This is a genomic window from Streptomyces sp. NBC_01013 (assembly GCF_045162765.1).
Lineage (GTDB): Bacteria > Actinomycetota > Actinomycetes > Streptomycetales > Streptomycetaceae > Streptomyces.
Window position 1 is genome coordinate 2,743,329 of record NZ_CP108687.1, and the last position, 12,853, is coordinate 2,756,181.

At 71.4% G+C, this 12,853-nt stretch carries 13 protein-coding genes; 6 read left to right on the plus strand and 7 right to left on the minus strand.

Annotated features, from left to right (window positions below):
- Positions 1–30: 30 nt before the first annotated feature.
- Positions 31–981 carry a LysR family transcriptional regulator gene (locus tag OG538_RS11480; protein ID WP_406092678.1) on the minus strand — a complete coding sequence of 317 codons (951 nt, stop codon included), beginning with the start codon at positions 979–981 and terminating at the stop codon, positions 31–33.
- Positions 982–1,239: 258 nt separating this feature from the next.
- On the opposite strand from OG538_RS11480, the gene snpA reads away from it, so the two are divergent.
- A complete protein-coding gene (snpA, locus tag OG538_RS11485; RefSeq protein WP_406092680.1) occupies positions 1,240–1,911 on the plus strand; it encodes a snapalysin in 672 nt (223 codons plus the stop codon).
- Positions 1,912–1,978: 67 nt separating this feature from the next.
- Here snpA and OG538_RS11490 read toward each other — a convergent pair whose 3' ends face one another.
- The 5 genes from OG538_RS11490 to OG538_RS11510 form a co-directional block, all read right to left on the minus strand.
- Entirely contained in the window at positions 1,979–2,338 is a 360-nt protein-coding gene (locus OG538_RS11490; RefSeq protein WP_406092682.1) for a GntR family transcriptional regulator, read from the minus strand.
- A gap of 2 nt (positions 2,339–2,340) precedes the next feature.
- Entirely contained in the window at positions 2,341–3,324 is a 984-nt protein-coding gene (locus OG538_RS11495) for a DUF1648 domain-containing protein (RefSeq protein WP_406092684.1), read from the minus strand.
- A 307-nt stretch (positions 3,325–3,631) separates the two neighbouring features.
- Positions 3,632–4,300 carry a DUF6304 family protein gene (locus OG538_RS11500; protein ID WP_406092686.1) on the minus strand — a complete coding sequence of 223 codons (669 nt, stop codon included), beginning with the start codon at positions 4,298–4,300 and terminating at the stop codon, positions 3,632–3,634.
- 352 nt (positions 4,301–4,652) lie between these two features.
- On the minus strand, positions 4,653–5,699 hold the full coding sequence (locus OG538_RS11505) for a family 2 encapsulin nanocompartment cargo protein polyprenyl transferase (protein WP_406092688.1): 1,047 nt from the start codon (positions 5,697–5,699) through the stop codon (positions 4,653–4,655).
- Positions 5,700–5,841: 142 nt separating this feature from the next.
- The gene (locus tag OG538_RS11510) at positions 5,842–7,245 is read right to left on the minus strand and encodes a family 2B encapsulin nanocompartment shell protein (RefSeq protein ID WP_406092691.1); all 1,404 of its coding nucleotides are present in this window, start codon (positions 7,243–7,245) and stop codon (positions 5,842–5,844) included.
- A gap of 181 nt (positions 7,246–7,426) precedes the next feature.
- Between OG538_RS11510 and OG538_RS11515 the strand changes: the two genes are divergently transcribed.
- From OG538_RS11515 to OG538_RS11530, 4 genes are all read left to right on the plus strand, one after another.
- A complete protein-coding gene (locus OG538_RS11515) occupies positions 7,427–7,876 on the plus strand; it encodes an RrF2 family transcriptional regulator (protein ID WP_406092693.1) in 450 nt (149 codons plus the stop codon).
- A gap of 92 nt (positions 7,877–7,968) precedes the next feature.
- Positions 7,969–9,165: a globin domain-containing protein gene (locus OG538_RS11520; protein ID WP_406092695.1), complete on the plus strand. Its 1,197-nt coding sequence runs from the start codon at positions 7,969–7,971 to the stop codon at positions 9,163–9,165.
- 149 nt (positions 9,166–9,314) lie between these two features.
- Positions 9,315–9,905, plus strand: a complete 591-nt coding sequence (locus OG538_RS11525; RefSeq protein WP_406092697.1) for an N-acetylmuramoyl-L-alanine amidase — start codon at positions 9,315–9,317, stop codon at positions 9,903–9,905.
- Positions 9,906–9,946: 41 nt separating this feature from the next.
- Positions 9,947–10,888, plus strand: coding sequence for a 1-aminocyclopropane-1-carboxylate deaminase/D-cysteine desulfhydrase (locus OG538_RS11530; RefSeq protein ID WP_406092699.1), 942 nt, complete (start codon positions 9,947–9,949; stop codon positions 10,886–10,888).
- Here the strand turns inward: OG538_RS11530 and OG538_RS11535 are convergent.
- Positions 10,864–12,465: a Na+/H+ antiporter gene (locus OG538_RS11535; protein WP_406092701.1), complete on the minus strand. Its 1,602-nt coding sequence runs from the start codon at positions 12,463–12,465 to the stop codon at positions 10,864–10,866. The genes OG538_RS11530 and OG538_RS11535 overlap by 25 nt on opposite strands.
- Positions 12,466–12,500: 35 nt before the next feature.
- Here OG538_RS11535 and OG538_RS11540 point away from each other — a divergent pair, with 35 nt between their 5' ends.
- The gene (locus tag OG538_RS11540; RefSeq protein ID WP_406092703.1) at positions 12,501–12,761 is read left to right on the plus strand and encodes a UBP-type zinc finger domain-containing protein; all 261 of its coding nucleotides are present in this window, start codon (positions 12,501–12,503) and stop codon (positions 12,759–12,761) included.
- The last annotated feature ends 92 nt before the right edge of the window (positions 12,762–12,853 follow it).

Sequence of the window (12,853 nt, forward strand, 5' to 3'; positions counted from 1 at the left end):
GGACCCCTCCGCCACCGGGGGCGACCGGGCTCAGGACAGGGCCAGCGGGCTGCGGTGGCGCAGCAGCCACTGGTGGTAGCCGGCCGCCCGCTGCGCCGCCTCACGGTAGGCGGCCTCCAGCTCTCCGTACACCACCGTCGTGTCGGCGCCCGGCCGGGAGACCAGGAGCAGCCGGACGGCGAGCGGGTCGTCGCGCAGAGGGCGGATGGCCATGTCGTCGCGCGGGCCCGAGGTGGGCTGGCACGGGGCCACCGCCTCGCCGAGCACCACGAGCGACGCGGCGGTGAGGTAGTCGCCGTGCAGCACGGTCGGTGCGACGCCTGCGGCGCCGAACACCCGGCGCAGGCCGTCCCATTCGCCGTCCACCGTGGGGTCGACCATCCACCGGTCGGCGGCCAGGTCGGCCAGGTCGACGACGGGCAGCGCGGCCGCCGGGTGGTCGCGGGCCATGGAGATGAACTGCGGTTCGCGGTCCAGCAGGACGCGCTGTTCCAGGCCGTCGGGGACGGACAGCGGGCAGCCTTCCACCTCGTGCACGAAGGCTACGTCGAGCCGGCCCGCCCCGACCGCGCGCAGCAGTGCGCGGGCCGATACGTCGACCCGCAGCGAGATGTCCGTGCCCGGCAGCCGGAGCCGCAGTCTGCGCAGCCAGCCACCGATGACCCGGCTGGCAGTGCAGCCGATCCTCAGCCGCGGTCCGCCGGCCCCGGCGGCGTCCGCCTCCGCCTTCGCCTCGGCGACCAGTGCGCTCATCCCGTCGAGGAGGGGGCGTGCCCGGCCGATGACCGCGCGGCCGAGCAGAGTGGGGCGGCAGCCGGTGCGTTCACGGCTGAACAGTTCGGCGCCCAGCGTGTTCTCGATGCGGCGCAGTTGCGTGGTGAGCGAGGGCTGACTGACGCCCAGTCTGCGGGCCGCCCGGTGCAGGCTGCCGGTGTCGGCGATGGCGCACAGCGCCCTGAGGTGCCTCACCTCAAGCTCCATGCTGCCGAGGGTAGGGCGGCGGCGGCGTACCGCACCAGATGCCGGAACCCCATCAAATGACGTTGATTCAACCGTTGTTGGGGTGATCGACATCGGGTGTGCGACTGCGGGGCACCGGCGGGTGATAGGGCGGCGTTATCGCCGGTTGGCATCATCCGCGCGGGGCCGTCGGTCCCCGACACTCGCTGCGTACCGCCCCCGTTCGCGTCCGCTGACCGGACGGGCCCCCCTGGCAGGTAACCGGCAGGAGAACCCCCCATGAGACACCCCAGGACCGTCATGTCGGCCGTGATCGGCCTCGGCTTCGGCCTCGCCGCCGCGCTGGGCACCGCCCCGGCGATCGCCTCGGCGCACGCCGCTCCCCCGGCGTCCGCCTCCGCCGTCCACGCGGCGTACACCCCCCACTCCGGATCACACGAGAGCGCCGCCGCCAACAAGGCGTTCTTCGAGGCGGTGGCGAAGTCGGTGGCCGAGAAGCGGGCCGCACACCCGGGCGTCCAGGCCGTCACCATCGTCTACAGCACCGCCAACGCGCCGAGCTTCCGTTCGGAGATATCCAACAGCGCGCAGATCTGGAACAGCTCGGTGTCCAACGTCCGGCTGCAGGAGGGCTCCAACGCCGACTTCTCGTACTACGAGGGCAACGACCCCAGCGGCTCCTACGCCAGCACGGACGGGCACGGCAACGGCTACATCTTCCTCGACTACGCACAGAACCAGCAGTACGACTCCACCCGCGTCACGACCCACGAGACCGGGCACGTCCTCGGCCTGCCGGACCACTACTCGGGACCGTGCAGCGAGCTGATGTCGGGCGGGGGCCCCGGCCCGTCGTGCACCAATCCGTATCCGGACTCCAACGAGCGCAGTGAGGTGAACTACCTCTGGCAGAACGGCTTCGCGGCCGCGCTCGCCCGCAGCGGTTCCTGATCCCGCCGCGAAGGGCCACCTCGCAGGACGGGGTGGCCCTTCGTCGGCAGCGGATGCGCTGGGGCTTTCACAGGGCAGCGAGTTCGCTACGGACCAGGGCCACCAGTTCGTCCTCCGTCATCCCGAGCTCTCGCGCCTCGCCGACCATCTCGCGCACCCGCTCCAGCAGCCTGGCGCGGTGCGGGGAGGCTCCGTCGGCGACGACCGCGCCTCGGCCGCGGCGCAGTTCGATCAGCCCCTCCTCGCGCAGGCGCTGGTAGCCGCGCAGGGCGGTGTGCACATTCACGCCGAGGGACTCGGCGAGCGCCCGTGCGGCCGGCAGCCGTTCGCCGGGCACCACCGCCCCGTCGGCGACGGCGCGGCGCACGCAGGCCGCGATCTGATCGCCGAGGGGCACGGTCGAGGTGGGGTCGACCCGGAAGAGCATGATCAGTTCTCCGTTCGGCGTTGGTCTATCAGCGTATTGAGGAGCGCGGCCGCGGTCGCCGAGTCGTCGACCGTCACCGCGAAGTCCCGTCCGTCGGCCAGCCGGGCCACGAGCCCCTCACCGGAGCGGATCATGACACCCGTGCGTCCCGGCCGGATGCGGTATCCCCAGCCCCCGTACTCGGTGAACGGACTGATGTCACGGCTGGCCGCCGCCTCGATCCGGTCGAGCGGCACCCGGACGCGCGGCCACGGCAGCATCCCGGAGACCATGATCCCGCGCCGGTCCACGGTCACGTTCGGGCGGGCGAAACTCAGCAGGAGCAGCCCGACCACAAGAGCCGGCACCCCGGCGATCCACCCCGTGGTGCACCACAGGGCGACCCCTCCCGCGCAGACCAGGAGCGCCACCGGCGGGAGCCCGCGGTTCCCGGTGCTGCGCGCCCACCCCGCGACCTCCCCGGCAGCCAGCGCGATCCGTTCCGCGTCCCCCGCCGGACCGTCCGCCGCCGGCCGCTCCGGTACGGGAAGGAGCGCGGCGAGCAGCAGCCCCAGCCCGAAGGCGAGCCCGGCGACCCCCGCCGCGGCGGCGAGGTGCCACATCGGGAACGAGACGTCCTGGGCACGGCCTTGCGCGTCCTGGGCGGCGTCCACGTTGACAAGCAGCACCACCGCCATCAGGTAGCCCAGGAATCCGGCGAGGGCGTATCCACCGGCGAGCATCCGGTTGAGTGCCGGGCCATGGGCCTTCGCGGCGGCGGTCGTCAGGGTCCACAACACCCCGATGCCGACGAGCAGCACCGTGGTGACGACGACGTACGAGGTCCGGCCCGCGTAGTCGTTCGCCCGGCCGTTGCCGACGAAATGGCTGGCCAGTTGGGCGGGCAGCCGGTCACGACGCATGGCGAAGAGGATCAGGTCGACGGCGAGGGCAAGCAGGAACGGCAGAGCGGCGAGAGCTGCGCGGCCGATGTTCTTCCGGTTCATCAAAACCTCCATTGTTCGCATGCTAGTAGAACAACGGAGGTGTGGCAACGCGCTACCTCGGCGACGCGGAAACGCGGCAACTCGGCGGTGCGCGACCGCGGCAGTGCAGAGACTCGGCGGCGCGGCAGGGGGCAGTGCGGCAGTGCGGCAGTGCGGCAGTGCGGCAGTGCGGCAGTGCGGCAGTGCGGCAGTGCGGCAGTGCGGCAGTGCGGCCGCAAACGACGAACCGGCCCGACGGTGTCGAGCCGTCAGGCCGGTTGAGGGAGTGTCACGTGGGGTGGGCCGCGGTGTTCGCCCGCCGGTGCGGTCAGGCCGTCTCGAGCGGGAACGCGCCGCGGTGCCCGGTGCCCGCGCCCGCCTCCGGGCGGGGTTCGAACTCACGGCAGCTCCAGATCTCCTGGACGAATCCGCTGCGCCGGTCCCACAGGTCCAGCACGTCGTCCTCGCCCGCCGCCCCGCGGTACGCGTCCTTGGCGCCCCGGAAGCATGCGAGGCCGCCGGAGAGCCCCCGCCCGGGCGCCGGGAAGTAGTCCGAGAAGGCGCACGCGATGCACGTCTGGAGACGGATCCCGGGTGGAAGGGACCGCTGGATGGTGGCGAGTGCCGCCCCGAAGTCGCTTTCGGCCCGATGGGACCGGAAGGCCGCGCCGCCGTACCGCAGCTCAAGGTAGAGATACGGGTCGGGCCTGCGCAGCGACAACAGGCAGCTCAGCGTGGCCTGGTGGACCGCGCCGTCCACGGTGACGGGAAACGGCAGGTCCCATTCCAGGACACAGTCGTTGAGCGCCCCGTCGGCCAGGGCGAACATCCCGCTCTCCGGCGGCACGCCCGCCACCGGGCGCAGTCCGCCGAAGCTCTCGCCCTCGAAATCCACGCCCCTGATGCGAAGGCGGAGTTGCTGTCCGTCGGTGGTGAGGATGACGGCATCGGAGCCCTGTCGGTCCCGGTACCACCCTGCCCACGACTCATCTGTCATGGGCACGGACTGTAGCCCGTGGCTCGGACACCCTCCGTGCCGCCCTCCACTTCGCCGCCCGACCCTGTGACCTCGGCCGATCCGTGTTACGCCGCCACCTCTCCCCGGCCCGTCCCGAACCGTGTTCCACTTCCGGTGGTGCGAAGCCTCTGATACCTACCTTCACCACACCCGGCATTCGGCACGCGGGGCGTCCTCCGTCCGGCGGTCGGTGTGCCCGGCGGTCGGTGCGCGCGATGCCCTCCGTTCACCGCGCCCGGCGGACTGCATGCAGTACCTCCTGCATGCAGCACCCCCCTGCATGCAGTGCCTCCCTGCATGCAGTGCCTCCCTGCATGCAGCGCTCCTGCGTTCAGTGCGTCCGGCGGGTGACGAACTCCGCCAGGGCCAGGAGATCGCCCGCCGCCGACAGATCGGGCACGGCCCGCGACAAGTGGTGCACCGCACGCGCCATCCGGTCCGCGGCGCAGACCTGCGCCCAGTCACGGCCACCCGCCCGGTCCACGGCCTCGGATGCCCGGCTCACCTCACCGGGCGTGTTCATGGGGCCCCGGTAGAGCGACGCGAGCTCCGCCGCCGCCGGGGTGCCCGAGGTCAGCGCGGCGACCACGGGCAGCGACTTCTTGTGGGCGGCGAGGTCGGCGCCGACCGGCTTCCCGGTCTGGGCGGGGTCTCCCCAGATGCCGATCAGGTCATCGATGAGCTGGAAGGCGAGCCCGGCCTCCCGGCCGAAGCCGTCCATCGCTCCGACAGCACGCTCCTCCACGCCCGCGTAGAGAGCACCCAGCGCGCAGGCACAGCCGAGCAACGCTCCCGTCTTCGCCGTGGCCATGGCTAGGCACTCGTCCAAAGTGACGTCGTCCGGCCCGCGTTCCTCGAAGGCGCAGTCCGCCTGCTGGCCCGCGCACAGCTCGATGACACAGGTGGAGAGCCGGGCCGAGGCGCGGCCCGAGACCGCGCGCGCGTCCTCGGCGAGGAGCCGCTGGGCGAGGGCGAGCATGGCGTCGCCCGCGATGACGGCGTCCGGGATGCCGAAGACCGTCCAGGCGGTGGCCCGGTGACGGCGGGTGCGGTCCTCGTCGATGACGTCGTCGTGCAGGAGGGTGAAGTTGTGGGCCAGTTCCACGGCGACGGCCGCCCGCACGGCGTGCCTCGGGTCACCACCGAGCGCACGGGTGGCGGCGAGAACGAGCGCGGGTCTGATCGCCTTGCCGGCGCCGCCCGCGGCGGGGCTGCCGTCGGCGTGCTCCCAGCCGAAGTGGTACATCGCGACGCGCCGGATCGATCCCGGCAGTGAGGCGACCGCGGCCCGCAGATGCGGGTCGACGAGGGTCCGGGTGTACTCCAGGAGCGCCGCGGCCTCGTTGCCCTCGGTGGCGGCGGTGTCGGTACGGGTCATGGTCAATCGGTCACCCCGGTCGTTGCCGTGCCCGGCCCCCGATGGCTGTCGCCCCGGGGGCCGGGCACGTGGGTGGTTGCTGTGGGCACACATGGTGCGGTGGGCGGGGTCCCGGACCCGGCGGACCCGGGACCCCGTGAACTCACCGCCAGCGGCTGACCTCGACGTTCTCCAGGACGCCGAGGGCGTCCGGGACCAGTACGGCCGCGGAGTAGTAGGCCGTCACGAGGTAGGAGATGATCGCCTGCTCGTCGATCCCCATGAAGCGAACCGACAGGCTGGGCTCGATCTCGTCCGGGATACCCGTCTGCTGGAGGCCGATGACGCCCTGCTCGGCCTCACCGGTCCTCATGCAGATGATCGACGTGGTGCGGGCGTCCGTGACCGGGATCTTGTTGGACGGGAAGATCGGGACCCCGCGCCAGGCCGGCACGTGGTGTCCGCCGATGTCCACGCTCTCCGGCACCAGACCGCGCTTGTTGCACTCGCGGCCGAAGGCGGCGATGGCCCGGGGGTGAGCGAGAAAGAGCTTCGATCCCCGACGGCGCGACAGCAGTTCGTCCATGTCGTCGGGGCCGGGCGCTCCGTCGTGCGGCTGGAGCCGCTGTCCGTAGTCGCAGTTGTTGAGCAGTCCGAACTCCCGGTTGTTGATGAGCTCGTGCTCCTGGCGCTCACGCAGCGCCTCGACCGTGAGCCGCAACTGCTGCTCGGTCTGGTTCATCGGCTGGTTGTAGAGGTCCGCGACCCGGCTGTGGACCTTCAGAACGGTCTGGGCCACGCTCAGTTCGTACTCACGGGGAGCGGACTCGTAGTCCACGAACGTGTGCGGGACGACGGCTTCGCCACTGTGCCCGGCGGACAGGTCGATCTCCGCCTCGCCGTACTTGTTGGTCCGCTGCTGCGGGATGGCGAGCAGCCCGGCGAGATGGGTGCGCAGCGACTCGGCCCGCTCGGCGAGGTTGAGCACATCGGCCCGCCTCAGCGTCAGAACGGTGCATGCCGTGACGGCGCGCGCCGTGTACTCCCAGAGGGCGTCACCCTCGATCAGGGAGTGGTCGCCGAAGTAGGCCCCGTCCGCATGGACCCCGAGCACCGTCTCGTCCCCGTAGGGCCCGGTGCCGACCTTCTCGACCTTTCCGTGAGCCAGCAGGAAGACCCGGTCCGCCGCCTCGCCCGCCGTGGCCAGGAGCTGTCCGGCGGGAATGTCGCGCTGCTCGCACCGCCTGGCGAGTTCGGCCAGCACTTCCTCGTCCCCGAAGTCCCTGAGGGCCGGGAGTTCGCCGAGCTCGGCGGGGATGACCGAGACGCGGTCCCCGGTCTGTACGAAAGTCACCCGGCCGTCGCCGACCGAATAGCTCAGCCGGCGGTTAACCCGGTAGGTGCCGCCCTGCACCTGCACCCACGGCAGCATCTTCAGCAGCCACCGCGAGGTGATCTCCTGCATCTGCGGAGCGGACTTGGTGGTCGTCGCGAGGTTCCGCGCGGCTGCCGTGCCAAGACTCTGCTGCGGCGGCTGCGCGTTCTGAACCTCTTCGCCAACGGACATCTGTCGTCCTCTCGATTCATCGGGCTGACCTGCGAGAAGAACCTTTCAGCATGAGGACTCGGCACGCCATTACACAAAAGAGTGTGACTAATCGGGCTTTGGGCTGGGCACGACGCTGCGCGATACCCGTCGACCCCGGGTAATTTGCATACGTAATGCACATTCACCTACCGTGACCGGCATGCGGCTGACGAAGTTCACCGACGTGGCGCTGCGCGTGCTGATGCGTCTCGCCGTCGTGGAGAACGAGGACCCGCCGACCACCCGGGAGGTGGCGGCCACGATGCAGGTGCCGTACTCCCACGCCGCGAAGGTCGTGGCCCGCCTCCAGCACCTCGGCCTGATCGAGGCGCGGCGGGGCCGCGGCGGCGGGCTCGCCCTCACCGCCGCCGGCCGGACCGCCTCCATCGGCGGGCTCGTCCGCGAACTGGAGGGCGCAGGCGACGTCGTCGAATGCGAGGGCGCCACCCCCTGCCCGCTGCGGTCGGGCTGCCGGCTGCGCAACGCCCTGCGGGCGGCCTCGGAGGCCTTCTACGCCTCGCTCGACCCGCTCACGGTCGCCGAACTGGTCTCCTCCCCGACCGGCCCCCTGCTGATCGGCATCAGCAGCAGACCGCCGACGGACGACTGAACGACCCCCCGCCGCACCGGGCCATCGGCCCGGTTTCTACACTGGGCTTAAATACGCATCTGAGATGCCAATTCTTATCCGAGGAGTTAACGATGCTCTCCGAGCCGTCGACCGCCACCGTCCGTGCCACGCTTCCCGCCGTCGGCGCGGCCATCGGAGACATCGCCGATCTCTTCTACCGCAAGCTGTTCGACGCCCACCCCGAGCTGCTGCGCGACCTGTTCAACCGCGGCAACCAGGCATCCGGCGCCCAGCGCCAGGCCCTCGCCGGCTCCATCGCCGCCTTCGCCACCCAGCTGGTCGAGCACCCCGGCACCCGCCCCGACGTGATGCTCGACCGCATCGCCCACAAGCACGCCTCGCTCGGTGTCACGGCCGCCCAGTACGAAGTCGTGCACACGCACCTGTTCGCGGCCATCGTCGAGGTGCTCGGCGATGCGGTGACCCCCGAGGTCGCGGCCGCATGGGACGAGGTCTACTGGCTCATGGCGAACGCCCTGATCGCCATCGAGGAGCGGCTGTACGCACAGCAGGGCGTCGTCGCCGGCGACGTCTGGCTCGACTGGGAGGTGGTCTCCCGCACCGAGGAGACCCCGGACGTCGCCACGTTCCAGCTCCGTCCGGCCGACGGGCGGCGCGCCCCCGCCTTCCGCCCCGGCCAGTACGTATCCGTGCAGGTCGAACTCGCCGACGGTGCCCACCAGATACGCCAGTACAGCCTTTCCTCCGCCCCGGGTTCGGCACTCCGCTCCATCACCGTCAAGCGGGTGCACGGCGCCGGCGCCCCCGACGGCGAGGTCTCGCGGCACCTGCACGCAGAGGTCGGGCCCGGTGACCGGCTCCGGGTCTCGGCCCCGTACGGCGACCTCGTACTGAAGTCCACCGACGCCCCGCTCCTGCTCGCCTCCGCGGGCATCGGCTGCACCCCGATGCTCTCGATGCTGGAGCACCTCGCGGACTCCGGCCACCGCGCGCCGGTGACCGTGGTGCACGGCGACCGCTCCCCCGCCGACCACGCGCTGCGGGCCGACCACGCCCTGTTCGCCGCCAAACTGCCGGACGCCGCCGCGCACTTCTGGTACGAGAACCCCGAGCCGGGCCACCCTTCGGACCGCACCGGCCTGGTGGACCTGACCGGTGTGGTGATCCCGTCCGGCACCCACGCCTACCTCTGCGGCCCGCTGCCCTTCATGCGGGCCGTGCGCACCCAGCTGCTCGCCAAGGGTGTCCCGGCGGCCGACATCCACTACGAGGTGTTCGGCCCCGACCTGTGGCTCGCCCAGGGCTGAACACCGGAGGGTGCTCGTGGAATTGACCGGATCGGCTCGCACACCGTCCGAACAGGGCTGCGGAAACTCGCCGTGACTGGTCCGGGGGCCCGTCCGTCGGGTAGAAGCGCTGTACGGACGCACTCCCCCCACGCACGAAGGAGTCGGTCATGTCCTCACCCATGTCCGCGAGCACCTTTCTCGACGCCCTCAAGGACGAAGGGCTCACCGTCGTCCAGGTCGGCGGCTGGCGCACACACAACCGCAACCACAAGGGCCCCTGGGGCCCGGTCAACGGCGTGATGATCCATCACACGGTCACCAGGGGCACCGCGGCGACCGTCCGGATCTGCCGCGACGGCTACGCCTCACTGCCGGGGCCGCTGTGCCACGGTGTCATCGCCAAGGACGGCCGGGTCCACCTGGTCGGCTACGGGCGGGCCAACCACGCCGGGCTCGGTGACGACGACGTGCTGCGCGCCGTGGTCGCCGAGAAGGGTCTGCCGTCGGACAACGAGACCAACACGGACGGCAACCGGCACTTCTACGGCTTCGAGTGCGAGAACCTCGGCGACGGCAAGGACCCCTGGCCCGACGTCCAGCTCGAAGCCATCGAGAAGGCCGCGGCCGCGATCTGCCGCCATCACCACTGGACCTCCCGGTCGGTCATCGGGCACCGGGAGTGGCAGCCCGGCAAGGTCGACCCCCGCGGCTTCTCGATGACCTCCATGCGGGCACGGATCCACGACCGCCTGAAGTAGCCCGCGGCCCGCTCGGGCCGGGGCGCGGCCACAATGGAGGCATGCCCACCACTCCGTCCGACGCGCTCGGCCTCTCCCGGCTGCAGCCGGTGCTCCCGTCGCCCCTGCAGCCGGCCGAGGACGAGCGTTTCACGCGTCACGGCGTGACGCTGCTCCTCAAGCGCGACGACCTGATCCACGCGGACCTGCCGGGCAACAAGTGGCGCAAACTCGCCCCGAACCTCCGCGCCGCGGCCGGCCGGCCCGTGCTGACCTTCGGCGGGGCGTACTCCAACCACCTGCGGGCCACGGCCGCCGCGGGCCGACTGCTGGGATTCCGCACCATCGGAGTCGTGCGCGGCGACGAGCTCGCGCACCGCCCGCTCAACCCCTCGCTCGCCCGGTGCGCGGCCGACGGCATGCAGTTGCACTTCGTGGACCGCCGGACGTACCGCGACAAGACCGATCCGCAGGTGCTGGCAGGCCTGCTGAGCGCCCACGGGGAGTGCGAGGTCATCCCGGAGGGCGGCAGCAACGCCCTGGCCGCACAGGGCTGCACAGAGCTCGGCCGCGAGCTGCGCGGAGCGGCCGGCGTGGCGGCGGTGGCCTGCGGTACCGGCGGCACCCTCGCGGGCCTCGCCGCGGGCCTGGCACCGCAGCAGCGCGCGCTCGGCATCCCGGTCCTGCGCGGTGGCTTCCTGGGGGACGCGGTACGCGACCTCCAGCGCGAGGCGTTCGGCGGACCTGCCGGAGCCTGGTCCCTGGACGAGCGGTTCCACTTCGGCGGGTACGCCCGCACCACGCCCGCACTGCACGCGTTCGCCGACGACTTCGAGGACCGCCACGGGCTGCCGGTGGAGCGGCTCTATGTGGCCAAACTCCTCTACGCGCTGACCGTGCTGGCAGGGGAGGGACTGTTCCCCGCCGGAACCGCCGTAGCGGCCGTCATCACGGGGCGCCCGGACGCCCCCGGGGGAAATCAGTCGTCCGACTCCTCCCGGTAGGCCGCGGCCTCCTCCAGGTCGAGGCGCCGGAGCAGGGTCCGCATCATCTCGTCGTCGATGCTGCGCTCGTCCCGGAGCCGTACGAAGACCTCGCGCTCGGCCTCGATCATCTCGCCGGCCAGGCGCCGGTAGGTGTCGTCGGCCGACTCCCCCGTCACCGGGTTCGCCGCCCCGAGGCGTTCCCAGACGGCGTTGCGGCGGCGCTCCAGGACGGTGCGCAAGCGGTCGGTGAGCGGCTGGGGCAGGCAGTTGCGCTGATCGGCGAGCAACTCCTCCAGGCGCGCCTCGGCGGCCGTGGAGGCCGTGCTCTGGGCCTGCGCCTCGGCGAGCGTCTCGGCCTGCCGGTCGCGGCCCGGGAGCTTCAGGACCTTCACCATGACCGGCAGTGTGAGCCCCTGGACGAGCAGCGTGCCGATGACCGTGGTGAAGGTCAGGAACAGCACCAGGTTGCGTGCAGGGAACGCCTCGCCGTCACTCGCGACCAGCGGGATGGAGAAGGCGATGGCGAGCGAGACGACTCCGCGCATCCCGGCCCAGCCCACGATCAGCGGCGAGGTCCAGTTGGTCTCGGGTTCCCGCTCCCGGATGCGTTTCGACAGCAGGCGCGGCACATAGGTCGCCGGATAGACCCAGATGAACCGGACCACGACGACCGCCAGGAACACCGCCACCGCGTACCAGAGGGCGTCGGCGACGGCGTACCTGCCGAGCCCCTTCAGCACGAACGGCAACTGGAGGCCGATCAGGGCGAAGACGGCGGACTCCAGGATGAAGGCGACCATCTTCCAGACGGCGGCCTCCTGGAGCCGGGTGGCGAAGTCGACCTGCCAGGAGCGGTGGCCCAGGTAGAGCGCGACGACGACCACGGCGAGCACTCCGGAGGCGTGCACGCGCTCCGCGGCGGCGTACGCCACGAACGGGATCAGGAGCGACAGGGTGTTCTGGAGCAGGGGCTCCTTGAGGTGCGTGCGGAGCCAGTGCAGCGGGACCATGAGCACCAGACCGACGCCGACACCGCCGACCGACGCCAGCAGGAACTCGCCGATCCCGCCGGCCCAGCTCATGCCCTCGCCCACGGCCGCGGCGAGCGCCACCTTGTAGGCCGTGATCGCGGTGGCGTCGTTCACCAGCGACTCACCCTGCAGGATCGTCGTGACCCGGGTGGGCAGGCCGACCCGGCGGGCGATGGCCGCGGCGGTGACGGCGTCCGGCGGAGCGATCACGGCGCCCAGGACCAGCGCCGCCGTGAGCGGGAGGTCGGGCACCAGCCGGTACGCCAGCCAGCCCACCGCCACGGTGGCGAACAGGACATAGCCGACGGAGAGCAGGGCGACGGGACGGATATTGGCCCGCAGGTCCAGATAGGAACTGTCCACGGCCGCCGTGTAGAGAAGCGGCGGCAGCAGGAGCGGCAGCACGATGTGCGCGTCGAGCGTGTACGTCGGCACCCCCGGCACGTACGAGCCGATCAGCCCGAGGGCCACCAGCAGCAGGGGTGCCGGCACCGGTGTCCGGCGGGCCAGGCCGGCTGTCGCCGCACTCGCCGCCACCAGCGCCACCAGTGGCAATGCGTCCATCTCAAGGTCCTCGCATCCGTCGTAACCTGGCCATCATGAGTGAGTGCCCGCATGTACCGGACCTGCCGCGCCCCGAGCCCGCAGCTCTCGCCGAGACCTGTCTCGAATGCCGCGCAGCAGGCACCCACCCCGTGCAACTGCGACTCTGCCTGATGTGCGGACATGTCGGCTGCTGCGATTCGTCACCCCGGCAACACGCCACGGGGCACTTCAAGGAGACCGGCCATCCGGTGATGCGGAGCTTCGAGCCCGGCGAGAGCTGGCGCTGGTGCTTCGAGGACGGTTCGATCGTGTGACGTCTGGGTACGTCAAACCGGCGCCTGTTGTTCGTAATTGATCGCCGCAGACCCCTAGCCACTGTGCGTACTCGTGGGCTTACCATGAGTGA

What these genes read in the sequence shown, in the direction of transcription:
- OG538_RS11480 (WP_406092678.1), bottom strand. Translation starts at nt 981, where the DNA reads ATGGAGCTTGAGGTGAGGCACCTCAGGGCGCTGTGCGCCATCGCCGAC.
- snpA (WP_406092680.1), top strand. Translation starts at nt 1,240, where the DNA reads ATGAGACACCCCAGGACCGTCATGTCGGCCGTGATCGGCCTCGGCTTC.
- OG538_RS11490 (WP_406092682.1), bottom strand. Translation starts at nt 2,338, where the DNA reads ATGCTCTTCCGGGTCGACCCCACCTCGACCGTGCCCCTCGGCGATCAG.
- OG538_RS11495 (WP_406092684.1), bottom strand. Translation starts at nt 3,324, where the DNA reads ATGAACCGGAAGAACATCGGCCGCGCAGCTCTCGCCGCTCTGCCGTTC.
- OG538_RS11500 (WP_406092686.1), bottom strand. Translation starts at nt 4,300, where the DNA reads ATGACAGATGAGTCGTGGGCAGGGTGGTACCGGGACCGACAGGGCTCC.
- OG538_RS11505 (WP_406092688.1), bottom strand. Translation starts at nt 5,699, where the DNA reads ATGACCCGTACCGACACCGCCGCCACCGAGGGCAACGAGGCCGCGGCG.
- OG538_RS11510 (WP_406092691.1), bottom strand. Translation starts at nt 7,245, where the DNA reads ATGTCCGTTGGCGAAGAGGTTCAGAACGCGCAGCCGCCGCAGCAGAGT.
- OG538_RS11515 (WP_406092693.1), top strand. Translation starts at nt 7,427, where the DNA reads ATGCGGCTGACGAAGTTCACCGACGTGGCGCTGCGCGTGCTGATGCGT.
- OG538_RS11520 (WP_406092695.1), top strand. Translation starts at nt 7,969, where the DNA reads ATGCTCTCCGAGCCGTCGACCGCCACCGTCCGTGCCACGCTTCCCGCC.
- OG538_RS11525 (WP_406092697.1), top strand. Translation starts at nt 9,315, where the DNA reads ATGTCCTCACCCATGTCCGCGAGCACCTTTCTCGACGCCCTCAAGGAC.
- OG538_RS11530 (WP_406092699.1), top strand. Translation starts at nt 9,947, where the DNA reads ATGCCCACCACTCCGTCCGACGCGCTCGGCCTCTCCCGGCTGCAGCCG.
- OG538_RS11535 (WP_406092701.1), bottom strand. Translation starts at nt 12,465, where the DNA reads ATGGACGCATTGCCACTGGTGGCGCTGGTGGCGGCGAGTGCGGCGACA.
- OG538_RS11540 (WP_406092703.1), top strand. Translation starts at nt 12,501, where the DNA reads ATGAGTGAGTGCCCGCATGTACCGGACCTGCCGCGCCCCGAGCCCGCA.